The 22,046-nt window shown below is 71.6% G+C and carries 15 protein-coding genes and 1 pseudogene; 7 read left to right on the top strand and 9 right to left on the bottom strand.

The window, feature by feature from the left end; all coding sequences use genetic code 11:
* Positions 1–380: 380 nt before the first annotated feature.
* A pseudogene (locus O7632_RS16505) lies at positions 381–1,902 on the top strand (GH1 family beta-glucosidase).
* A 131-nt stretch (positions 1,903–2,033) separates the two neighbouring features.
* Positions 2,034–3,587, top strand: coding sequence for a serine/threonine-protein kinase (locus tag O7632_RS16500; protein ID WP_278115373.1), 1,554 nt, complete (start codon positions 2,034–2,036; stop codon positions 3,585–3,587).
* Positions 3,588–3,715: 128 nt separating this feature from the next.
* Here the strand turns inward: O7632_RS16500 and O7632_RS16495 are convergent, their stop codons facing one another.
* From O7632_RS16495 to O7632_RS16485, 3 genes are all read right to left on the bottom strand, one after another.
* Positions 3,716–4,138 (bottom strand): roadblock/LC7 domain-containing protein, encoded by a 423-nt coding sequence (locus tag O7632_RS16495; protein ID WP_278115371.1) that lies wholly within the window; start codon positions 4,136–4,138, stop codon positions 3,716–3,718.
* Complete coding sequence (locus O7632_RS16490; protein WP_278115369.1) at positions 4,135–6,855, bottom strand: nitrate- and nitrite sensing domain-containing protein; 2,721 nt, start codon at positions 6,853–6,855, stop codon at positions 4,135–4,137. The genes O7632_RS16495 and O7632_RS16490 overlap by 4 nt, the downstream gene beginning before the upstream one ends.
* Before the next feature lie 97 nt (positions 6,856–6,952).
* Positions 6,953–8,368 (bottom strand): FGGY family carbohydrate kinase, encoded by a 1,416-nt coding sequence (locus O7632_RS16485; RefSeq protein WP_278115367.1) that lies wholly within the window; start codon positions 8,366–8,368, stop codon positions 6,953–6,955.
* Positions 8,369–8,562: 194 nt separating this feature from the next.
* Between O7632_RS16485 and O7632_RS16480 the strand changes: the two genes are divergently transcribed.
* Positions 8,563–10,611, top strand: a complete 2,049-nt coding sequence (locus O7632_RS16480; RefSeq protein ID WP_278115365.1) for an anthranilate synthase family protein — start codon at positions 8,563–8,565, stop codon at positions 10,609–10,611.
* A 136-nt stretch (positions 10,612–10,747) separates the two neighbouring features.
* On the opposite strand, the gene wrbA is transcribed toward O7632_RS16480, so the two are convergent.
* Both wrbA and O7632_RS16470 read right to left on the bottom strand, forming a co-directional pair.
* Positions 10,748–11,368, bottom strand: coding sequence for an NAD(P)H:quinone oxidoreductase (gene wrbA, locus O7632_RS16475; RefSeq protein ID WP_278115363.1), 621 nt, complete (start codon positions 11,366–11,368; stop codon positions 10,748–10,750).
* 315 nt (positions 11,369–11,683) lie between these two features.
* The gene (locus O7632_RS16470; protein WP_278115362.1) at positions 11,684–14,797 is read right to left on the bottom strand and encodes a BTAD domain-containing putative transcriptional regulator; all 3,114 of its coding nucleotides are present in this window, start codon (positions 14,795–14,797) and stop codon (positions 11,684–11,686) included.
* 427 nt (positions 14,798–15,224) lie between these two features.
* Between O7632_RS16470 and O7632_RS16465 the strand changes: the two genes are divergently transcribed.
* Complete coding sequence (locus tag O7632_RS16465; protein WP_278115360.1) at positions 15,225–15,647, top strand: hypothetical protein; 423 nt, start codon at positions 15,225–15,227, stop codon at positions 15,645–15,647.
* A gap of 79 nt (positions 15,648–15,726) precedes the next feature.
* The gene (locus tag O7632_RS16460) at positions 15,727–16,002 is read left to right on the top strand and encodes a hypothetical protein (RefSeq protein WP_278115358.1); all 276 of its coding nucleotides are present in this window, start codon (positions 15,727–15,729) and stop codon (positions 16,000–16,002) included.
* A gap of 75 nt (positions 16,003–16,077) precedes the next feature.
* Here the strand turns inward: O7632_RS16460 and O7632_RS16455 are convergent, their stop codons facing one another.
* From O7632_RS16455 to O7632_RS16445, 3 genes are all read right to left on the bottom strand, one after another.
* The gene (locus tag O7632_RS16455; protein WP_278115357.1) at positions 16,078–17,082 is read right to left on the bottom strand and encodes an FAD-dependent oxidoreductase; all 1,005 of its coding nucleotides are present in this window, start codon (positions 17,080–17,082) and stop codon (positions 16,078–16,080) included.
* Between the two features lie 45 nt (positions 17,083–17,127).
* Positions 17,128–17,871 (bottom strand): hypothetical protein, encoded by a 744-nt coding sequence (locus tag O7632_RS16450; protein ID WP_278115355.1) that lies wholly within the window; start codon positions 17,869–17,871, stop codon positions 17,128–17,130.
* Between the two features lie 89 nt (positions 17,872–17,960).
* Positions 17,961–18,506, bottom strand: a complete 546-nt coding sequence (locus O7632_RS16445; RefSeq protein ID WP_278115353.1) for a thioredoxin family protein — start codon at positions 18,504–18,506, stop codon at positions 17,961–17,963.
* Between the two features lie 84 nt (positions 18,507–18,590).
* Between O7632_RS16445 and O7632_RS16440 the strand changes: the two genes are divergently transcribed.
* Positions 18,591–19,508, top strand: a complete 918-nt coding sequence (locus O7632_RS16440; protein WP_278115351.1) for a CPBP family intramembrane glutamic endopeptidase — start codon at positions 18,591–18,593, stop codon at positions 19,506–19,508.
* 47 nt (positions 19,509–19,555) lie between these two features.
* On the opposite strand, the gene O7632_RS16435 is transcribed toward O7632_RS16440, so the two are convergent.
* Complete coding sequence (locus O7632_RS16435) at positions 19,556–20,092, bottom strand: hypothetical protein (RefSeq protein WP_278115350.1); 537 nt, start codon at positions 20,090–20,092, stop codon at positions 19,556–19,558.
* A gap of 257 nt (positions 20,093–20,349) precedes the next feature.
* Here O7632_RS16435 and O7632_RS16430 point away from each other — a divergent pair, with 257 nt between their 5' ends.
* On the top strand, positions 20,350–22,008 hold the full coding sequence (locus O7632_RS16430) for a metallophosphoesterase family protein (RefSeq protein ID WP_278115349.1): 1,659 nt from the start codon (positions 20,350–20,352) through the stop codon (positions 22,006–22,008).
* Positions 22,009–22,046: the final 38 nt, after the last annotated feature.

The raw sequence follows: 22,046 nt of genomic DNA, 5'->3' as shown, positions 1-22,046 counted from the left end.
AGGTGGAACCAGAGCCACTCGCGTGGCCCGGCTCCCGCGCGACACGCACGACCTGGACGCCAAACCGCTCGTGCGTGTGAGCAACTGATGGTGGGGACGGGGGTTGCCCTCCCCGTCCCCACATTGCTTTCCCCACCTCGGCGGGGAATCGGTCGACCCGCCACCTGATCTCGCCCGACCGGTCGACCGCCGAGCGATACCGGCACCTGCCCTTGTCGCGCCGGCGCGGCTCGTGGGTCGCGACGATCGCCGTACCCGTACGGCCGATGTCGTCGCCCGCACGCCCCAGCCCATCCCCGGATTCGCGACGCTACCGCCGCCTCGGAAGCGCCACTGAAGCACCAGCAGTGGATGGGACCACCACTTTCGAGGAGAGCCCGATGGCCGTACTCACCCGCCGTCATCTGTCGCGCCGGGCTGAACGATCCGCCGCCGCCCGCTCCGCCGGCGACCGATCCGCAGGTGCCTCCACCGCAGGTGCCTCCACCGCCGAACGGTCCGCTCGGCCAGAAGCGCCGTCGGCCACCGCCGGCGGGTCCGACGATCCGGCCGTCGAGCCGACAGCGGGTACGCAGCGACAGCTCGGACTGCGTTTCCCCGCCGGGTTCCGCTGGGGTGCGGCGACCTCGGCGTACCAGATCGAAGGTGCGACCAAAGAGGACGGCCGTGGCGAGTCGGTCTGGGACACGTTCAGCCACACCCCGGGGCGGATCCGGGGCGGGGAGACCGGCGACGTCGGCGCCGACCATTACCACCGGTACGCCGACGACCTGGACCTGATGCGGGAACTCGGCCTGCACAGCTACCGGTTCTCCATCGCCTGGCCCCGGATCCAGCCCGACGGCACCGGCCGCCCCAACCAGCGTGGCCTGGACTTCTACCGACGACTGGTCGACGGCCTGCGGGCAACGCGACATCGAACCGATGGCCACCCTGTTCCACTGGGATCTACCGCAGGCGCTGCAGGACGCCGGCGGTTGGGAATCGCGCGACGTGGCCTACCGCTTCGCCGAGTACGCCACCATCCTGTTCGAGGCGCTCGGCACCGACGTACCGGTCTGGTTGACCATCAACGAGCCCAAGACCGTGGTCCAGAACGGATACCTCACCGGACACCACGCGCCCGGACTGCCGGACCCGCAGGCCGCGTACCTGGTCGCGCACCATCTGCAGCTGGCACACGGGCTCGCCGTACAGGCACTACGCGCGACGAACACGGCCGGCCGGATCGGGCCGGCGTTGAACCTGCACCCGTGCTACCCGGCCGACGACAGCCCGCAGGCCGCCGCGGCGGCCCGGCTTTACGACGGCTACGAGAACCGGCTCTACCTCGACTCGATCTTCCTGGCCAGCTACCCGGCGGACGTGCTGCACGACCTGGGGCCGGACAGCCGGATGCGCCGAGGCGTCAAGGATGGCGACCTGGCCGTCATCTCGGCCCCGATCGACCTGCTCGCGGTCCAGTACTACACACCGCTGTACGTCACCGGCAGCGGTACGACGGTGCGACGCTGGCCGACGTCGGAGGCGAGCTGGCAGCAGATCCACCCGGACGGCATGTACGACGTCCTGACCCGGGTGCACCGCGACTACGGCGAGGTGCCGGTGACCATCACCGAGAACGGGCTGCCCACGCCGGATCGGTTGAGTGACGACGGCACCGTGCACGATCAGGGCCGGATCGACTTCATCCGCGACCATCTCGCGGCCGTGCACCGGGCGATGAGCTCCGGGGTACCCGTGGAGAGCTATCACGTCTGGTCGTTGATGGACAACTTCGAATGGGCTGAGGGGTACGACCAGCGCTGGGGACTGATCTACGTCGACTACCCGAGCCAGCGGCGGATCTTCAAGAGCAGCGCCCGCTGGTACCGGCAGGTGATCGCCGAACACGCGATCTGAACCGGATCGAAGGCTGCGGCTGACGCGACCCGAGAGCCAGCTCGACGGGCGGGTCAGCCGACGGATGGAACCTGTCGGTCGGTGACAGCGAAACCACGCGCGGGGCGCCGGGCCAGGGACAGACTGGGGCCATGGTCCTCCCTTGCGGCCTCCGACTCGACCGGCGGTACGTGCTGAGCGAACGGATCGGGTTGGGCGGGATGTCCGAGGTCTGGCGCGCCCGCGACGACCTGTTGGACCGGCCCGTCGCGGTGAAGGTGTTGACCCCGCCGATCGCCGCCGGTCTGCGAGCGGCGTGTCGACGGGAAGCACGCGCCGCCGCCCGGATCACCCACCCGAACGTCACCCAGGTGTACGACTACGGCGAAGCGCACATCGACGGTGGCGATCCACCGCTGCCCTACCTCGTTCTCGAACTGGTCGAGGGAGAAAATCTCGCCGCCCGGCTCACCCGAGGCCCGTTGCCCTGGCCGGCTGCGGCCTGGCTGACCGCGCAGGTCGCCAGCGGTCTTGCCGCCGCGCACCGGATCGGCGTGGTGCACCGCGACATCAAACCCGGCAACATCATGCTGACCACCAGCGGCGCCAAGATCCTCGACTTCGGTATCGCAGCGGTCGCCGACGGCAGGCCGGAACCGGACGGCGGTTGGCTCCTCGGCACCCCGACGTACGCCGCCCCGGAGCGTCTCCAGCACGGACCCGCGCATCCCGCCGCCGACGTCTACGCCCTGGGCGCGCTCTGCTACGAGATGTTGACCGGGTCGCCGCCGGTCGCGGTGCGGAACTGGCAGGAGGCAGCCGCCCGGCTGAGCCGCTACGACCTGCCGGCTCGGCCGGCTGTCGACGGCCTGCCGACCGCGGTGACCGATCTCTGTCTGTCCTGTCTGGGTCAGGAGCCGACCAGCCGGCCGGCCGCCAGTGAAGTCGCCGTGGCGCTGCGCGACGCGCTCGGTGTCGTGGTCGAGTTTCCGCTGCCGAGACCGACCGCAGCCCGTCAGCCGCGAGGCGGTCGTACGCTGGTCGAGGCGCCGGTCGGACCGCACGGGCTGGCCTCGGCCCGGAACGACGAGGCCGACGTCCATCTGGACCGGTACGACGAGGCCGACGTCCATCTCGACCGGTACCGGTACGACCCGGAACGGTACGACCCGGAACGCGACGACCCGGCCGCCGGGTGGCCCGGCCGGACCGGGGCCAGGCCCCGGTCGATGCTGGCCCTGGTCGGGCTCTGCGGAGCGGCAGCCGCCGCCGTGATGGCGCTCGCGATCGTGGCGACCGCCTTCCTGGTGTCACCGCCATCCGCCCACGAGCAGCTCGCGGGTCCGCCCTCCCCCGTCGCGGTCACCCCGACGCCGTCGTCGGCCGGTCGATCACCGGACCCCACCATGGCGACGCCCGATCTGCTGGCCAACGCCGCGTTGCTCGTCGACGAGTTCGACCTGCTGGTCGCGGACGCGTCGACGACCGGGCGGATCCGCGCCGACGCCGCCGCCGACCTGCGGGACACGGCCGACAGGCTCCGCGCGACGGTCGCCGAGGGGACCAGCGTAGCCGAGATCCGCGATCACGTTGCCCGGCTACGCCGGCAGTTGGCCGGGCACCGCCAGGAGGGGACCGTCGAGGCCGCGCTGTCGATCCAGCTCGACCTGATGCTGGCGTCCCTCGTCGCCGACCTGGTCGACTGACGTCCCCGGCGAGGCCTGGCCGACGCGCACCGAGGCCGGCACACCGAGGCAGTGCCGGTCAGGCCGACCGTACCGGCGACGGGCCCACCGACGCGGCCGTGCCCTGGCCGATCACCGTACCACGCCGATCACCGTGGCAGCGCCTGCTGCAGTTCGGCGCGCAACGCCGGGGTCAACATCTCGCCCGCCTGCTTGGCGAGCCTGGCCATCTCGTAGCCGACGACCCCGATGTCGGCGTCGCTGGCGGCCAGGGTGGCGAGGATCGAGCCGTCCCGAATGTTCATGATCAAGAAGTACCCTCGGCCCATCTCGACCACGGTCTGCTTGACCACGTCGTTGTCGAACATCTGGGCGGCTCCGGTCGTGATGCTCATCAACCCGGAGGTGACCGCAGAGAGCTTGTCGGCGTGGTCTCGGGGCAGATGATCCGACACGGCTACCAGCAGCCCGTCGGAGGACACGACGATCGCGTGCGCCACCCCCGGAACGCGTTCGGCGAACGCGCTCACCAACCAGCTCAGGTCACGTGCCTCTTGGCTGAGCGTCGTCACTGCTGTTCCTCCTCGCCCCGGCGGCCGACCGGCGCCAGGGTCATCTCGGTGGTCTGCTCTGCTTCGGCCCGCCGGATGCCGCCATAGAAGCTGGAGAGCATGCTGCTCACCGCATCCGGATCCGGTTCGTCCCGTGGCGCGGGGACGGGGGGTTCGGCGGCCACCGGCAACGATGCCATCGGCACCCGTACCGGAAGGCCCTTGCTGCTGGTGCCCGCCGTGACCGGCACCACGGCCGGGGCCGGAGTCGGTGGCAGTGGGGCGACGGGTCCCCGCTGCCGCTCCCACCAGACGCTGCCGCTGGCGGCGGCACCACCGGCAGCGGAGGCGAGGATGTCCTCGGCCCGGGTCGGTGTGTTCCGCCGGTTTCCGCGCCGGACCGTGCCGGTGCGGTCCGGGCCGGCCGCTGGGGCCGCCGGCAACGCCGGCGCCGCCCGGGGTGCCGGCACCAGGCGCGGCGGGTGGTCGCCGGACACCGGGTGCCGGGCGGGTTCGGGCCGGTTCGCCGGCGGTGGAGCGGGCACGGTGAACGAGGGGGCGGCGAAGGCGGGCGGATAGCCGCCGGGTGCCCCGGGTGCCCGACCCGCGACCGGTTCGCCCACGCTGGCGCGCAGCGCCGCCCCGACCGCTCGGATCTCCCGGGTCGGATAATCGCTGGCCCGGCGACCGGCGGCGGCGGGATTCCTGCCCGGTTGGTCGTCGGTGTGCGGTGCGGGGGCGAGTACGGACGCTGGCAGCCAGACGTTGGCGACGAGTCCACGCTCGGCGGGCCGCAACCGCACCTGTACGCCGAGCCGGGCCGCCAGATGGCTGACCACGAACAGTCCCATCCGTTCCGAGGCGGCCACGTCCGCCGCCGGGGGTTCGGCGAGGGTCGCGTTGGCCTGCTCGAGCGCCTCGGCGGACATGCCCATGCCTTCGTCGGTGACCTCGATCAGGACCGCGCTCGGGGCGTACTCGTATCCGGTGACGTGCACGTTGGTGTACGGCGGGGAGAATGCGGTCGCGTTCTCCAGCAACTCGGCCAGCAGGTGGACGAGGTCACCGACGGCGTGCCCGACGATGTACAGGTGCTCCTCCACGTCGTGCCGGATCCGGGGATAGTGCTCGATCTCGGCGCCGGCCGCGAGGGTGACAGCAGACAGGGCCACCGGCTGGCTCCAGCGGCGGCTGGCCTCGGTGCCGGCCAGCACCAACAGGCTTTCGTCGTTACGGCGCATCCGGGCGGCGAGGTGGTCGAGCTTGAAGAGGTTGTCCAACTGGTCCGGGTCGCCCTCGTCGCGTTCGAGTTCGTCGAGCAGTTCGAGTTGGCGTTCGACCAGCACCTGACTACGCCGCGCCAGGTTGACGAACATCGCGTTGACGTTGCGCCGCATCACCGCCTGTTCGACGGCGACGGTGACCGCGCTGCGGTGCACCGCGACGAACGCCTCCGCCACCTCGCCGACCTCGTCGCGGGTACGGACCGCGGCGGGTGCCACCTCGATCTGCGGCACGCCGGCCTCTACGGAACGGAGCCGCTGCAGCGCGTCCGGCAGGTCGAGCTGCGCGACCTGGAGCGCCTGGCTCCGCAGGGTCCGCAGCGAACGGGCGATGGACCGACCGATCGCCACCGAGGTGAGCAGCGCGATGAACAAGACGCCGAGCACCGCGCCGGCGACCAGCAGGGTCTGCCGCAGTTGCTGGGTGCTCCGCGCGTCGGCCTGGCTGATCGCGTTGTCCAGGACGGCCGATTCGACCTCGCGCAGCAGTTGGTGGCGGTCCTGGCTGGCGGTCCACCACTGGTCCGGCTCGAGTACCGCCGGGCTCGCCGCGCCACCGGCGATCGTGGTCTCCTCCAGCGCGACGGCGGCCCCGAACCGTGCGTCGGCGGTGGCTTGCTGGTAGCGGGCGATCTGGGTGTTGGTCGCGGTCACCCGGAACTCGGCGAGCGCGGTCAGCTGCTGGGCCCGTAGATCGGTCAGCTCCACCAGGTCCTCGGGTCCGTACTGGCCGACGCGGGCGGCGGCGTAGAGCCGGGCCCGGATCTGGGATCCGAACTCCTTCACCCGGGCGATCTGGACGTACCGCAGCACGGCCTGGGTCAGATCGGGTCGGTCCACCCCGGGGGACGGCTCGGCGAGCAGGGTGAGGAGCGCGTCGATCGCCCGGGTGTAGTTGCCGAAGACGGTGTCCGCGCCGACCACGCCGCCGGAGACCGAGGCCCGCAGGGACGGCAGTTGGTCCAGCGACTCGCTGACCCGGCTGTAGGCCACCTGCCAGGCGGCGTCCGCGCTGACCAGCGGCTCGGCGGCGGCCCGGAAGTCGGTGATCCGGCGGTCGACGGCGTCGTAGTGCGCCTGCAGCGTCTCGGCGCTCACCACCGGGTCGAACCGGGCGGGCGCGTCCTGCCGCGCGGCGAGTTCCCCGGCCGAACGGTCACGTTCCTGCTGAAGTTCGTGGACCAGCGCGGTGATCTGGCTGCCGACCTCGACCTGGCTGGCGAATCCGTTGAGCACGGTGGCCTGACCGACCAGCGATCCGGTCTGCACCGACGCGACCACCAGGAAGGCGACCGACGGGATGATCAACACGGCGGTGAGTTTGGTGCCCATCCGCCAGTCCCGGGGGCGCAACCGCAGTCGGCGCCGGTGGGGTACCACGCCACCGTTGTCGGTCAGCCGGCGGCGATGGTTGGGCACCATGCTGTCGGATGGGCCACCGGGAGCAACCACCACGCCTCCTCGCGCTGTCCTCGACGCCGGCCGGGCCGAGGAGCGGAGTCCATCCAATCAGGCTCTGTCGCGCTGTCAACGCGGCGACCTGCGGGAAGACTCACGAAGGATACAGCGGCTGACCGGGCGCTGACTTAGTCGCCGAGTCGGCATCGTCCGTCTGGCCGATGTCGGTGAGCGGTCCCGGGCCGTCGAGGCGGCCGAGGGCCACCAGCGCGGCTCCGGTGGCTCCCACCTCGGGATCCGGCATGTACCGCACCTGCCGGGGCGCGAGGACCACTCCGAAGGCTCGCCGCCACCATCGGGAGGCGGCGAGCGCGCCGCCGCCGAGGATCACCTCGTCGACCGATCCATCCACCGTAGACTCCAGGCTGTCCAGGTCGCCGGCGACCTGCTTGCAGACCCCTTCCATCAGGCCGGCGAGGATGTCCACCGCCGTCGTGCCGAACCCGAGTCCGCGCAGCTCACCGGCACCGGCCGGGGCCCGGCCGGGCGGGCGGTCACCGCCGAAACGGGGGTCGGCCGGTACGCCTTCACCGGGTTCGATCAGGTCCAACGCCCGGTCCAGCTCGGCGCCGCGCGGCAGCCGCAGCTCCCGGTTCGCCCAGCCGTAGAGGTTGCCACCGGCCGAGTACGCCCGACCTGTCACGATGCGGGTGTGGTCGACCCGGTATCGCCACAGGTTGTCCGGCAACGGCGAAAGCGGTACCCCGGCCGGGGCGGCCTGCACCAGGCGTACGGCGGCGGAGGTGCCGACAGTGACCGCCGCCCTGCTCGCGTCGACGCACCCGGACCCGATGTTGGACGCGGCACCGTCACCGATCGCCGCTGTCCAGGGCACCTCCGCCAGCGCCGGCCAGCGGCGGGCGTACCCGTCCCGCAGCCGGCCACGCCAGTCCGCGGCGGCCAGGTCGGGCAGCTCACCCGAGCGTACCCCGGCGAGCTGGCACGCCTCGGCGTCCCAGTCCAGGGTGACCAGGTCGAGCAGGCCGGTACCGGATGCCTGCGAGACGGACATCGGTGCCGTGTCGAGCAGGTCGGCGAAGACGAACTCGGGCAGACCGACGAAGCGCACCGGGCGGTCGGCCCCGTGCCGGCGCAGCCACGGCAGCCGTACGGTCCAGTAGAACCGGTGCCACCACGTGCCGGTACGGCGGTGGAAGTCCGCGTCGTCCTGCGGTCGGGGCGCGCCGGGCAGCACCGTCGGCCGGGTGTCCAGCCAGGTCATCAACGGTCCGATCGGCGCGCCGGTGGCGTCCAACGGCAGCACCGAGTGCCACTGGGCGGCGGTGGCGACCAGTTCGACGCCGTCGAGCCGGCCCGCCTGCGCGAGATCGTCGACGCAGTCGATCAACGCGGCCAGGTAGTCGGCGGGGTCCAGGGTGGCGGCGCCGTCACGGTCGACGGCCAACGCCACCTTCCGCCGGGCCAGGGCTCCCGGCAGCGGCACCGCCGCGTTGTCGAGGATCAGGCCACGTACCGACGAGGTGCCGAGATCGAGTGCGAGGATGCTCATCGCGCATCACGGTACCCAGCGGCCGACCCGACCGGTACGCTGTCGGCATGCTCGCGCTCAATCGTTGCTGGCGGACCGCCGATCTGGCGGCCCCGCCCCGCGTCTAGCGCGTATCCACCGGCCGCCCGTCGAGGCGGCCAGCCGGGTTCCCCGTACGGCCCTTTGTCGGGCCGCCCCGTCCCGAGGAACCCATGTTGACATCTCCTCCCACCTCCCTCGCCGACGTGTTGGCCAGCGTCGACGCGGCAGTCGACCCTGGTCCGTTCGCGCTGCTGCACCGCGCGGACCAGGGACAGGCCGAACTGCTGACCGGCGTACGGCAGCAGGTCGATCGGCTCGCCGACGTCCCGCTGCCCACCGGGCCCCATCCGGCCACCGCGACCCTGGCCGTGGTCCCCTACCGGCAGATCGGCGAACGCGGCTTCGCCCACGTCGACGACGGCGCTCCGCTGGAGTGCCTGCTCGTCGAGGGCTACCGTCGGCTGCCGATGGCCGACCTCGTCGCGGCCCTGCCGACCGCCGCGCCGGCTACCGTCGCCGCCGGCTTCGACATCGCCGACGACGCCTACGCCGACCTGGTACGGCGGGTTCTGCGGGAGGAGATCGGCGCGGGCGCGGGCGCCAACTTCGTCCTGCGTCGGGTGTTCCAGGCCCGGCTGGCCGACGACGGCCGCCGCGACGACGACTACGGTGCCGACGCCGACGGTAGGGCCGAGGCGGGGCGGCTGCGGTCAGCGGCGTTGACCGCCGGCCTGTGCGCGCTCCGCCGGCTGCTGCGCGACGAACACGGGGCGTACTGGACGTTCCTGGTCTACACCGGCACCCGGATCCTGGTCGGTGCCACCCCGGAACGGCATGTCAGCGTCACCGACGGCCTGGCGATGATGAACCCGATCAGCGGCACCCTGCGGCACCCCGACGGACCTCCCGACGCCGAGACGCTCCGGGCCTTCCTCGACGACCCGAAGGAAGTCGACGAGCTGTACATGGTGCTCGACGAGGAACTGAAGATGATGGCCACCGTGGCCGAGCACGGGGGCCAGGTGATCGGGCCGTACCTCAAGCGGATGTCCCGGCTGACCCACACCGAGTACCTGCTGGCCGGACGCAACTGCCACGACGTACGGGAGGTGCTCCGCCAGACGATGTTCGCCCCGACGGTCACCGGCAGCCCGATCGAGAACGCGTGCCGGGTGATCGCGCGATACGAGCCGCAGGGACGCCGCTACTACGCGGGTGTGCTGGCGTTGCTCGGCCACGACCGGCACGGGCAACAGACGTTGGACGCGCCGATCCTGATCCGGGCCGCCGAGATCAGCCTGGACGGGCGGATCGCGGTCCCGGTCGGAGCGACGCTGGTCCGGCACTCCTCCCCGGCCGGGGAGGTCGCGGAGACGTACGCCAAGGCCGCAGCGGTACTCACGGCGCTGGGTCTGGCCCCCGGTCCTCGGGCGGCGGACACCGCCAGGCACTCCACCATCACCGCCGTCGGTGACGCGGCCACCACCGGCGTGGTCGAGCTCGATCATCCAGCGGTACGTCGGGCGCTGGCCGCCCGCAACGACCGGTTGGCCCGGTTCTGGCTTGATCAGCGGGCACCCGGCGCGCTGACCCGACCCGCGCTCGCCGACCGCCGGATCGTGATGGTCGACGGGGAGGACAGCTTCACCGGGATGTTGACGCATCTGCTGCGGGCACTGGGGGTCGAGGTCGTGGTGGTGCCGTGGACCGAGGCCGGTGCGCTGGACCTGGCCGCCGGCGAACTGGTCCTGGTCGGGCCCGGGCCGGGCGATCCCCGCGATCCGACCGAGGCCCGGATCCGCGAACTGGGTCGGCTGGTGGAGCGGGCGTTGCGCCACCGGCACCCGTTGCTCGGCGTCTGTCTGGGTCATCAACTCCTGGCCGACCGGTTGGGGCTGCCGGTACGCCGCCGGCCGATGCCGTACCAGGGACTGCAGCGGGAGATCGACTTCTTTGGTACGCCGCGTCGGGTCGGCTTCTACGCCAGCTTCACCGCGTTCGCCGACGCCGACACCGTGCCGACCCCGTACGGTCGGACGCGGTGCAGCCGGGACGGCGCGGACGGTGCCGTGCACGCGCTGCGGTCGGACCGCTTCGCCGGTGTGCAGTTCCACCCGGAGTCCGTACTCAGTCCGGACGGGTCGATCATCCTCGGTGACCTGCTGACCGGTCTGCTCACCGAGACGCCCGCGCCGGAGGTCGGCGGAGTCCCGTACGCATAGTCGCCGCCCGGCGGGGTAGCAGGAGGGGGACCGGCGGTCCCGGGCGGGTCGAGAGCCCCCGTTCGGACCGCCGGTCCCCCTTTCCCTTGCGCACCGCGTCCGCCGGACCAGATCGCCGGGGCCAGTCCGGTTGGCGTCAGCTCGCCGCGCGGCCCCGCTTGAGGACGGTCGCGAGCTCGGTCGCCCGCCGCGCGGTCAACGACGTCGCGGTCAGGGCGGCCTCGTCCGGCGGGATCTCGCCGTTGTTGCTGGTGTGCGACCCGCCGTACGGGTTCCCACCGACGAATTGACTCGGCTCGACGTAACCGGGTGTGACCACGATGCCGCCCCAGTGGTAGAAGACGTTGAACAGCGAGGTCAGTGTCGCCTCCTGCCCGCCGTGCGCGGTCGCGGTCGAGCAGAACGCCGAGAACACCTTGTCGACAAGTGCGCCCTTGGCCCACAACGGCCCACTGGAATCGATGAACTGCTTGAGTTGCGCGGCCATCACCCCGTACCGGGTCGGGGTGCCGAACACGACCGCGTCGGCCCAGTCGAGGTCGTCGATCTCGGCTTCCATCACGTCCTGGGTCTCCAGTCGGTGGGCGTGCCATCCGGAGTTGGACCGGATCGCCTCATCCGGCGCCAGCTCTCGAACCTTGCGCAACCGCACCTCGGCACCGGCTTTCTCCGCCGCCTCGACCGCTGCCTGCGCCATCGCGTACGTCGTTCCGGTGGCGCTGTAGTAGATCACCGATACCTTGGTCCGGTCGTCCATCCTGTGCTCCTCGAGTTCCGCTCGGGTCTTCCCTGGTACCTGCGCTACCCCGGAGTTCCCATCGCAAACCGACCGCCGCTCGGTAGCGGCTCGACAGCGGGACGACACCGGGACCCGAGCCGGCGCCGCTACGGTGGTCCTTGGCGATGCGGACGAGGCGCGACGCCGACGAGTGGAGCCGGTCTGCCAGCTGCCGGCGACGGGGGTTCTCCTGGCCGTCTGGCCAGCAGGATCCGCAGCTGCCAGACCATTCGCCGAGAAAGGCGTCCGGCCCCGCCTCGCCCCGCAGACGCGGGCAGGCGGGCAGGCGGGCGGTCAGCCGGCGGCGCCGACGCCACCCGTCGACGCGCCGAGCTGGCGGTCCAGTTGCCTGACGGCGTCCTCGTTCCCGATCTGGTCGAACAGTTCACGGGCGGCGGTCCAGGATCGACTCGCGCCAGCCGGATCGCCGTGCTCGTGGTAGGCCTGGCCGAGCGTCCGCGACGCCTGCGCCGCGACGAAAGCCGCCCGGAGCTGGTGCAACATCTCGACCGCCCGGGTCAGTTCGGCGATCGCGTCCGCGGTACGGCCCTCGACCAGGGCGAGCTCACCGAGACCGGCCAGAGCCACCGCCTCGCCGAAGCCCAGGCCCTGCGCGCGGCTACGCGCCAGCCCGTCGCGCAGCACCACCGCCGCCTGCGGCGGGTCCCGGCGGACCAGCAGCTGGCCGAGACGTACCAGCGTGTAGGTCTCCTGCGCCGGGTCTCCCGCCAACCGGGAGATCTCCAGGGCCGAGCGGATCGCGGTCTCGGCCCGGTCGACCTGCCCGAGATCGCGACAGACCAGTCCGATCACGTTCAGCGCCACGCTGCGCTCGCGGTGCCCGTGCACCTGGCCGACCAGGGCCAGATAGCGTTCGGCGAGCGTGATCGCTTCCTCCGGACGTCCCTGCTCGCGGCAGACGACGGCCAGGTGGGCCACCGCGTGGCACTCGCCGAGCAGATAGTTGGCTCTGGTCGCCGCCGTCAGCGCCGCGTCGAGACACTGGCGGGCCCGGCGGTGTGCCCCGGTGGCCCGATGAACGTCGGCGCAGAGATACCACGCGTCGCAGGCACCCGCGTCCACCCCGAGTTCACGGAAGATCTCCAGGGCAGACCGCGCGTCCCGCAGTTTGTCCTGGCGGTCGGCGCCCGGCCGGGCGATCCACAGGTCGGCCCGGTTACGCAACATCACCGCAGTACCCAGTCGGTCCCCGGTCGCCGCGCAGGCGGCGAGCGCCATCTGGTGGACGTCCAGCGCGTCGTCGTAGGCGCCGCTCAGTTCGTGGTACGCCTGGCAGGCGGCGGCCAGCTGCCACGCGGACGACGTCAGCCGCAGCGCCGTGGCGTGCCGGATCAGCACCGGTACGGTGGCCCGTTCCGCCTCGAACCAGCTCCGGGCCGATTCCGTCGCCGCCAGCCGGTCGCCGGTCGGCCGCCATCGCATCGCATCGGTCCGGATCGGCGCGAGGGTACGGGTGGCGAGCTGGTCGTCGCATTCCTCGGCTCGGGCCAGCCACGCCGCGACCACCCGGGCCACGGCCGCGTCGCGCTGCGCCGGGCTCTCCTCCGCCATGGCCCGCTCCCGCCCGTACAGGCGGATCAGGTCGTGCATCCGATACCGCAACTGTCCGGACCGGTCTTCGGCCGCGTCCATCAACGACGCGTCCACCAGGCGTTCCAGTAGGGCCTCCGCCGGGCGGATCGGGCAATCCAGCACGGCGGCGGCGGCGAGCACCGGCAGGTCGACGACGCGCAGCAGGCTCAGCCGGCGCAGCAACCGGCGGGCCGGCTGCGGCAACTCCCGGTAGGCCACCGCGAAGCTGGCCCGGACCTGCAGCTCCCCGGTCGACAGCTCGTCGAGGCGCGCCAGTTCGTCACGTAGCCGTCGGGCCAGCTGGGCGAGCCGCCAGCCGGGGCGGACGGCGAGCCGGGCACCGGCCACCCGGACGGCCAGCGGCAGGTGGCCGCAGAGTTGGACGATTTCGGCGGCGGTCTCCGGTTCGGCGTCGATCCGGCCGGCCCCCGCGAGTCGGCGGAGCAGTGTCACCGCTTCCTGGGGGGCGAACGTGGAGACGGCGAGATGGGTCGCCCCGGCCAGTTCCGGCATCCGATGACGGCTGGTCACCAGGACGGCACAGTCACGGGCTCCCGGCAGCAGCGGAATGACGTCAGCCGCCCGTACGGCGTCGTCCAGCACCACCAGCACCTGCCGGTCGGCCAGCCGGTCCCGATACAGGGCCGACCGCTCGGCCACGCTGTGCGGCTGCGCGGAGTCCGGTACGCCGAGTGCCCGCAGACACCGGCCGAGCAGCGCCGACGGCCCGACGGCGTCCGGGCAGTCGCTGCCCAGTTCCAGGTATATCTGGCCGTCGGGAAACCGACTCCTGACCTGGTGCGCGGCGTACAGGGCGAGGGTCGACTTACCGACCCCGGGAGTTCCGGAGAGCACCACGATCGGCAGACCGTCGCGGGGACCGGTGAGCGCCGAGGCGATCGTGGCGACCAGGTCACGTCGACCGGTGACGTCGGAGGGCGCTGGCGGCAACTGGCAGAGCCGGTCCCGGCGGTCCGGATCGGCATGGTCGGCACCGACCGGCTCCGGACCGGTGTGATCCAGTACCGGTCCACCGGCGACCGGCTGGTCGGTACCGGTGCCCACGCCACCGGCGAGCGGTTGATCGGAGACGAGGATCGCCCGTTGGATCGCCTGCAGCTCGGGCCCGGGTTCGAGGCCGTGCCGCTCCACCAGCAGCGCGCGCAGATCGTGGTACACCATCAGCGCCTCCTCCTGCTGGCCGCAGTGGTGCAGCACGGTCATCAACAGCCCGGCGAGCCGTTGTCGCAACGGCGACTCGTGCAGCCAGGACCGCAGCTCGGGCACGATCTCCCGATGTCGGCCGAGCGCGAGTTCGAGCTCCACGAGTCGCTCACGGGCCAGGATCCGACGCTCATCGAGGACCCGAGCACCAGCGGCGAGCATCGGGTTGTCCATGCCAGCCAGCGCCCGGCCCCGCCAATACGACAAGCCTTGTCGCAGCGTCGCAGCAGCCTCCACCGACCGGCCACGGTCGGCGTGTTCCCGGGACTGCTGGACGGCCAGGTCGAACGACGCCGCGTCGACCTCGTGCGGGTCGGCCCGTAACAGGTATCCGGTCGGATGGGTGACGATTCGCTCCTCGGGCCCCAACGCCCGACGTAACACGGAGACACAGTGGTGGACCTGGGTCCGCGCGGTCAACGGTGGGGCGTCGTCCCAGGTCGCCTGCATCAACCGGTCCAGCGGCACGACGGTGTTCGGTTCCAGCAGGAGCGCCGCCAGCAGATGGCGTTGCCGGCGCGACACGATCGTCAGTGTGGTGCCGTCGCGCCGTACCTCCATCGGCCCGAGCAGGCCGAACCAAATGTCCACCGGGTGTCGTCTCCCGCGTTGTCGGCGGCGACGCGGTCAGCGTCGCCAGCCACGCTTCGAAGATCTTCTGACGCAGGTACGGTAGCTCGCCGGCGGCCGGGCGGCACCCGATCGTTCGACCCGACGCCGGAGTGTCCACCGGGGTCTCGTCGCGGCTGAGTCGATCCTCAGTGCTCACAACCCTGGATCCGGAACTGTGAACGAACGGACCCTGGGCGGGGTGTTAACGGAGTCGGTAGTTTTCGTTACGGCTCGGTCGCCGTCGACGCCGACACGCGCTTGTCTCCGGCGCCGCCGCCACTGGCGGCACGGCACGGTCGTTCACTGCCTGGTACGGGCAGCACAGCTCATCCCTGCCCGGTACGGGCAGCACAGCTCATCCCTGCCCGGTACGGGCAGCACAGTTCAATAGCGAGGAGGTGCCGCGGTGAGTGACCAACCGGCGCTCGCGTTGGCATTCGAGGTTCCCGGTCTGCCGCCGCTCAAGAGCGAGGCGCTGTCGATCTTCTCCGCCGGCAACCGGCAGGCGGCCCGGGTCCGGACCCTGCTCAGCGCGGCCTGCACCGCCGCTCAACACAGCGGCTGGACCCCGCGTACCGATCCGGTGGCCCTGGAGGTGGTGGTCCGCCGCCCGCCACGGCTTCCGTCCGGCGACGCCACCAACTTCCTCGGCGGGATCGGCGACGTCCTGCAGGACAAGCATCGGGTGCCTCGTGGCGCCGTGGCCCATCTCGGCGTTCTGGTCGACGTGGCGCTGTTCGTCGACGACCGGCAGATCCGCCAGATCTCCTACCGCGAGGAGCCTGCGGACGAGCCGTCGTACCTGGTCAAGGTGGCGGTTCTGGATTGACGGCCCGGATCCGCGCCGCGCCGATCACGTTTGCCGGTCGCCCCTCGCCGGGTACGTTGCGGGCGTGGGAGGAACTCCGATGTCCGAGCCGAACGTCACACTCGACCCTGCCAGTCTTCCTGCGGCGACCCGTCATCTGCACGATCCGTTGGAGGAACAACTCACCTCCGCGATGCAGGCAGCGACCGCCCGGATCCGGCAGGACTACGCCGGTGAACCGGTGGAGCAGGTGTGTCGACGACTGCTCGACGAGACCCGCTCCGGCCTGCACCCGGACATCGCCGCAGCCTTTCAACCCGACATGACCGAATTCTGCCGGATCGCGGTGGCGATCGTCCGGGGAACGCCGCCGTGACGCCGGTGCGCGGCCACCGTGAACCGGCGGCCGCCCACCGGCACGGGTCGCACCGTGACCGCGTCGGCCGTCTCCTCAGCACGCGGTGGCCAGGGCGGCGACCTCGTCGGCACATCCCCAGCTGAGCGTCATCCCGGCACCGCCGTGGCCGTAGCAGTGGATCAGACGCGCCACACCCCTCGGCGGGGCGGGATCGACCGCCAACCGGACACCGCCGTGCCGGGCCGGACGCAGCCCGACGAGGTGGTCGAGCACCCGCGCCCCGGCGAGTTCGGGCACCATCGCCGTGCAGCGGGCGACGATCGCCCGGGCCACCGCCGGGTCCGGGAGCAGCGAATCGGCGTACGGCTCGAAGGTTCCGCCGAGGACGACGTCCCGACCGCGCGGGTGCACGTACGTCGGGCCGTCCGGATGCCGCTCGTCGCGCACCGAGGTGACGATCCCCGGATTGGCCATCAGCACCACCTGGCCGCGTACCGGATGCACGGCCGGGTCGTCGGCGAGCCGGCCGGCCGCCAGCCCGGTCGCGTTGACCACCACCGGTGCCGTCTCGGCCGCCTGCGCCAGCGTGGCCAGGCCACGGCGTGACGTCACTCCCCCGGCGGCCCGGAACCGCTCCGCCAACCATCTCAGATAGGGACGCATCTCCACCGTCGGCATCGTGCACCGCCACTCGGCGACCACCGCGTCCGGCCGACCAGCAGGTCCACCGTCGGCAGGCCCCGAGCCGGCCGATCCCGGCTCGGCGATCGGGTAGTACCGCAGGTCAGGTACGGCCGCACCCCACCAGGGTGGGACGTCGACGGTGGAGCGCAGCAGCATCCGGGTGGGCCGCATGACGACGCCCGGCACCGCCTGGCGGGCCTGCTCGGCGAACTCGTCGAAGGTGCGCCTGGCCCAGTCCAGCACGGCGGTCGTGCCCTCGGTACGGGTGGGATACCAGACCGCCGCGGCGATCGCGGAGACCGTCCGCTCCGGTGGGTCGGCACCGACCAGCAACACCCGAAGCCCTTGTTGTCGTATCCGGGTGGCGCTGGTGAGTCCGATGATGCCCGTACCGACCACCACGACGTCGAACACGGCGTCCACCTCCGGTTGACATCATCGCGCCTCGCGGGCGGATGGTCACTCCCGCTGGACGTCGATCGCGACGATGTGAAACCCGTCGCGGGTCAGCTCGCCGACGCGGATCGGCAGCACCTGGTCGCCGTCCCCGGCCACCTGGATCCCGAGACCGTAGGTGACCTGGCCTTCGAAGTCGCCGGCAAAGCCGTACCCGCGCAGGGTGGACCAACCGAGGTACGGCGTGGGTGACCGGCGGACCGTCACCTGGCCCTGTTCGTCGTGGGCCTGGGCGCTGACGAACCGGATCCGCAGATAGCAGTTGCCGGGCAGCGGCACATCGTCACCGCTGCCGGCGAAGACCACCCGTGGCACGTAGCTCACCTCGTACGACGGGAAGCCGGCACGGAAGTAGAACGAGATGCGGCTGTACGGCGGGTCGGCGACCGGATGGTCCGCCGCGTGGATCTCCGCCAGGTAGGGCAGCGGCGGTTGCGGTCGGTGCGCGACCGGCGGCCGGACGTCGTGACGCACTTCGGCCGGATGCCGTGGCACCGCCCAGCCGTACCGCACCACGTAGCGGCCGTCGGCCAGGGTGACTGCCGGACCCGCGCCGGAGCCGCCGGTGGGATCCGGCGGACCGCCACGGTCAGGGCCGTTCTGGAGCCCTGGGCCGGCCGGCTGGGTGGCGGTGACGACGGGGACGGATCCCTGCGAGCCGGCACCGTCGCCGCCGGAGGATGTGCAGCCGGTCGCCACGAGCAGGGCCGCGAGACAGACGATCAGCGGTACGCGCAGACGAGTCATGGCAGGTGGACGCGCCACCGTCGGATCCGGTTTACCCGGCGGGCTGCCGCGGCTGCGCTCGGGGGGCTACCGCGGCCCGGCCACCTCGCTCAGTCCCGCCACTTGATCGAGCATCCCATGCTGGGCTGGTGCGGTTCGGGCACCGCCTCGCCGGCGAGGGCGAGCTCGATCGCGGCCCGCAACGCCGCACCCGTGACCGGTTTGCCGTTGCCGGGCGTGGAGCCGTCGAACGCGCCCCGGTAAACGAGGGTGCGGTCGGCGCCGTAGAGGAAGAAGTCCGGGGTGCAGGCCGCCTGGTACGCCCGGCCGACCTGCTGGCTCGCGTCGACCAGGTACGGGAACGTCCAGCCCGCCCGGTCCGCCTGGGCGGCCAGCCGCTCCGGCGCATCGTCGGGGTAGGCCTCGGCGTCGTTGGTGCAGACGCCCACCACCGCCAACGCCGGATATTCCGTGAGGAGCTTGCCGAACGCCGCCTCGACGTGCTGGACGTACGGGCAGTGGTTGCACACGAAGGCGACCAGCAGCGCGGGCGCTTCGGCGAAGTCGTCGCGGCGGACCACGACTCCACCGGTGTCCGGCAACGCGAAGTCGGGCGCGGGCGTACCAAGGGGAACCATCTGCGAGGTGACAGCCATGCCGTCAGACTACCGACGGGCCGGGCGTCCCACCCCTGCGGCGCGCGTCCGGCCGGGTGGTCCGCCCCGACTAGACTGCCGGCAATGGACACGGTCGGCGAGGACCGGCCGCCGGCCGGCGCGATTCCGTCAACTGTCGGCCCGGTGGCCCTGGGTGTGCTGGCAGCCGGGTTGACCGCGATCGGCGGTGCCCTGGCCTGGCTGCTGCTCACCGGCCGCACCGAGATTCGGATCTCGGCGGACGCCGAAGCCGGCGCGGTACCGCTCTCGGCGGTGGTGATTCCGCTGCTCGTCGGGGTGCTGCTGACCCGGCTGGTGCCCGCCCGCCTGCCGACGTTGCCGCTGGTCGCCGACGACGCCCGGACCGCCCTCGTCCGGCAGACCCTTGCGCTCCTCGCGATCGCCGTCGCGTTTCCGCTGCTGGCGTTCGGGCTGGGGCCGGCCAGTGTCTGGTACGGCCCGGTCAAGGTCGCGCTGCTGATCGGTGGGACGTGGTGGGTGCTGCGGAGCTTGGCGGCACCGTCACCCGGAGCGGTGGAGCACCGGCGCGCCATCCCGGCCGGGTGGTACTGGCTCGGGCCGCTGCCGGCGATGGTTGCCTGGGGATACCTGTCCTACTACAGCCCGCTGCGGGGTCCGGACGACCTGTCCGGCTACCGCGACTACGACCCGGTGTTCCTCGCCGGGGCGATGGTGCTCACCTTCCTGACCGCCGGCGTCGTGGAGGAGGTCTTCTACCGGGCGGTGCTGCAGACCCGCTTGGAGGCGCTACTCGGCCGCTGGCCGGCGATCGTCGTCACCGCGGTGGCATTCGCGGCGATGCACACACACCGGATCGGCGACGGGCCGTTGGCCGAGGTCGTGGCCGTCGTCCTGGTCTTCAACGGTGGATTCGGCCTGTTCGTCGGCTACCTCTGGGCCCGCTACCGCAACATCTGGGCGCTGATCGTGACGCATGGCGCGGTCAACTCGATCACGCTGCTGCCGATCTTCTTCGAGTGAAATGTGTCCACCTTGGAGGACACCGTTTCGAGGGACATCTCGGGCGGTCAGCGAGCCGACGGTAGCACGGAGCCGGCCAACCGGCCGGCCGGGTCGTAGACCACGCACATCACGGTACGGTCGCCGTCCGCCCAGGTCTCCTCGGTCGGCAGCACCGGAAAGTAGTCCAGTCCGGACTCGGCCCGGGTGGACCAGTGGTGGGTGAACCCCGCACCGCACCGCCGCCAGGCGAGGTCGGCGACGGCGTCGCGGTTCCACGGCCCGTCGGCTGCTTCGACGAAGCCGTACACCTGGTTGTCGACCGGCGGTTGGTCGCACGGGGTGTAGACGACCACCACCTCGCCGACCCGGGCGTAGTGGAACGGGTCACTGAAACATTCGCCAGCCTCGATGTGCAGCACGCCCGGGGTCTGCGCGGTGAGGAACCGGTCGTCCTTGCGTACCGCCGCCGAGGGCGGTGCGGCCCCGGTCAGGCTCAGCGACGCGACGAGTGCCACCGCCGCGACCGCCGCCGTCCGGGGACGTCGCGTCGGCGTGACAGGAGCGGCCGGAGCGGGGTCGGGTCGGCGCGTGATCGGGGCCATCTGCCTCTTCACCTGGGTATTCGAACGACAACTGGTGCGCAGCGTAGACCGGCCGGCGGCGGCTTCGGCGCAACGGCGGATGGCCACCGAATGACCAGAAGGCACCGCCGGGGTGACCACCAACGCACGTCGATCATGAGTTCATCGGTCGGCCACTTCGGCGTCGAATGCCGGCTGACCAGGCACGAACGAATGCGGGGTGTCCCGCCGCATCTCCGTCGGCGGGTCAGTCGAGATCCTTGAGGGGGACCTCACCCGTGAACGTCAGAAGAGCCTGGAGCAGCAAGTCCCGGACCGCGCAGCTCGTCGCTGTCGGTGCCGCGGCCACGCTGGTCGGCGGCTTCGCGGTCAGCCCGGCGATCGGCGACGCACCGCCGGTCCGCTACCCGGCCGCCGAGATCCACAAGCCGACCCCGGTCCCGGACCGGATCATCCTCATCCCCACCACCACCCCGGCCACCTCGCAGAAGGTGACCTGGCGGGCCGACGCGCCCGCCGACTGGGCGCAGGCCGAGATCCTGGAGGCCCCGCGCGCCCTGGTCGGCGGGGTGCCCGCCGCCGACGCCGTCGTCAGCAAGGTGATGGCCAGCAACACCAGCGCGGTCAACACCACGCTCGGCTACGCGTCGACCTACCACGAGGTCGAGTTCACCGGGCTGAAGCCGGACACCCGCTACACCTACCGGGTCGGCGACGGCACGAACTGGAGCGAGTGGATCGACTTCACCACCGCCGCCGACGGGTTCGACCCGTTCTCGTTCATCTACTACGGCGACGCGCAGAACAACGTCGACTCGGCGGTGCCTCGGGTGTTCCGGCAGGCGTTCGCCGACCGGCCGGAGGCCAAGCTGATCGTCAACGCCGGTGACCTGATCGACAACGCCAACAGCGAAGAGCAGTGGGGCCAGTGGCACAAGGCCGACGGCTTCGTCAACCAGCAGGTGCCCAACATCTCCATCCCCGGTAACCACGAGTACAGCGGTGGCCTGTCGACGTTCTGGCGGCCGCAGTTCCCGTACCCGGACAACGGCCCGGGTAACGAGGAGCTCAAGCAGACCGCGTACTACCTGGACTACCAGGGTGTGCGGTTCATCGGCCTGGACTCCAACCACCAGAGCAACGCCACGCTGATGGCCGCGCAGACCGCGTGGCTGGAGCAGGTCCTGGAGAGCAACCCGCACAAGTGGACGGTCGTCACCTTCCACCACCCCGTCTACTCCACCACCGGTAGCCGCAACAACCCCAACGTCCGGGCCCAGTGGGGTCCGCTGTTCGAGCGCTACGGCGTGGACCTGGTGCTACAGGGCCACGACCACTCGTACGGTCGGGGCAACGTGGCCACCGCCCGCCAGTCGGCCGCCGTGCACAACGGCACCGTCTACGTCGTCTCCGTCTCCGGCGGCAAGATGTACACCCTCAACGGCGGCACCAACTGGACCGGCAACGGCGCCGAGGTGATCAGCAGTTCGCAGGACACCCAGCTCTACCAGATGATCGACGTCGAGGCGGACAGCATCCGGTTCGAGGCCCGCTACGCCAACGGCGAGCACCACGACGGATTCCTGATCCGCAAGAACGCCGCCGGTGAGCGCACCGTCAACGAAATCCGCACCCCGGAGAACACCACCGGCGAGCAGGTCACCGTCGACCGCACCACGGTCCCGATGGAAGGCCTGGTCACCATCTCGGCCGCCGGCTACGACCCGGACGAGAAGGTCGCCGTCCACCTGCGCAACACCAAGGCCGCCGACGGCCGCAACGGTGTCTTCGTGATGAACCTGGTCGCCGACGAGCTGGGCCGGATCGACCAGCGGTTCGCCATCCCGGCGACCGCGAAGAACGGCAGCACCCACCACATCTACCTGGTCAGCGAGAACCAGCAGATCACCAGCCCGCTGATCACCGTCACCAAGTAACCACACCCGCTATCCGCCCGGGTACGTCCCCGCCGCCG

Origin of the sequence: Solwaraspora sp. WMMD406, from assembly GCF_029626025.1 — a bacterium.
In the GTDB taxonomy this organism is placed as follows: Bacteria; Actinomycetota; Actinomycetes; order Mycobacteriales; family Micromonosporaceae; genus Micromonospora_E.
This window is presented reverse-complemented; position numbering and strand designations above follow the sequence as displayed.

Excerpts from the sequence above, each read along its gene's own strand:
- O7632_RS16500 (WP_278115373.1), top strand. The coding sequence starts at position 2,034 with ATGGTCCTCCCTTGCGGCCTCCGACTCGACCGGCGGTACGTGCTGAGC.
- O7632_RS16485 (WP_278115367.1), bottom strand. The coding sequence starts at position 8,368 with ATGAGCATCCTCGCACTCGATCTCGGCACCTCGTCGGTACGTGGCCTG.
- wrbA (WP_278115363.1), bottom strand. The coding sequence starts at position 11,368 with ATGGACGACCGGACCAAGGTATCGGTGATCTACTACAGCGCCACCGGA.
- O7632_RS16460 (WP_278115358.1), top strand. The coding sequence starts at position 15,727 with ATGTCCGAGCCGAACGTCACACTCGACCCTGCCAGTCTTCCTGCGGCG.
- O7632_RS16450 (WP_278115355.1), bottom strand. The coding sequence starts at position 17,871 with ATGACTCGTCTGCGCGTACCGCTGATCGTCTGTCTCGCGGCCCTGCTC.
- O7632_RS16445 (WP_278115353.1), bottom strand. The coding sequence starts at position 18,506 with ATGGCTGTCACCTCGCAGATGGTTCCCCTTGGTACGCCCGCGCCCGAC.
- O7632_RS16440 (WP_278115351.1), top strand. The coding sequence starts at position 18,591 with ATGGACACGGTCGGCGAGGACCGGCCGCCGGCCGGCGCGATTCCGTCA.
- O7632_RS16435 (WP_278115350.1), bottom strand. The coding sequence starts at position 20,092 with ATGGCCCCGATCACGCGCCGACCCGACCCCGCTCCGGCCGCTCCTGTC.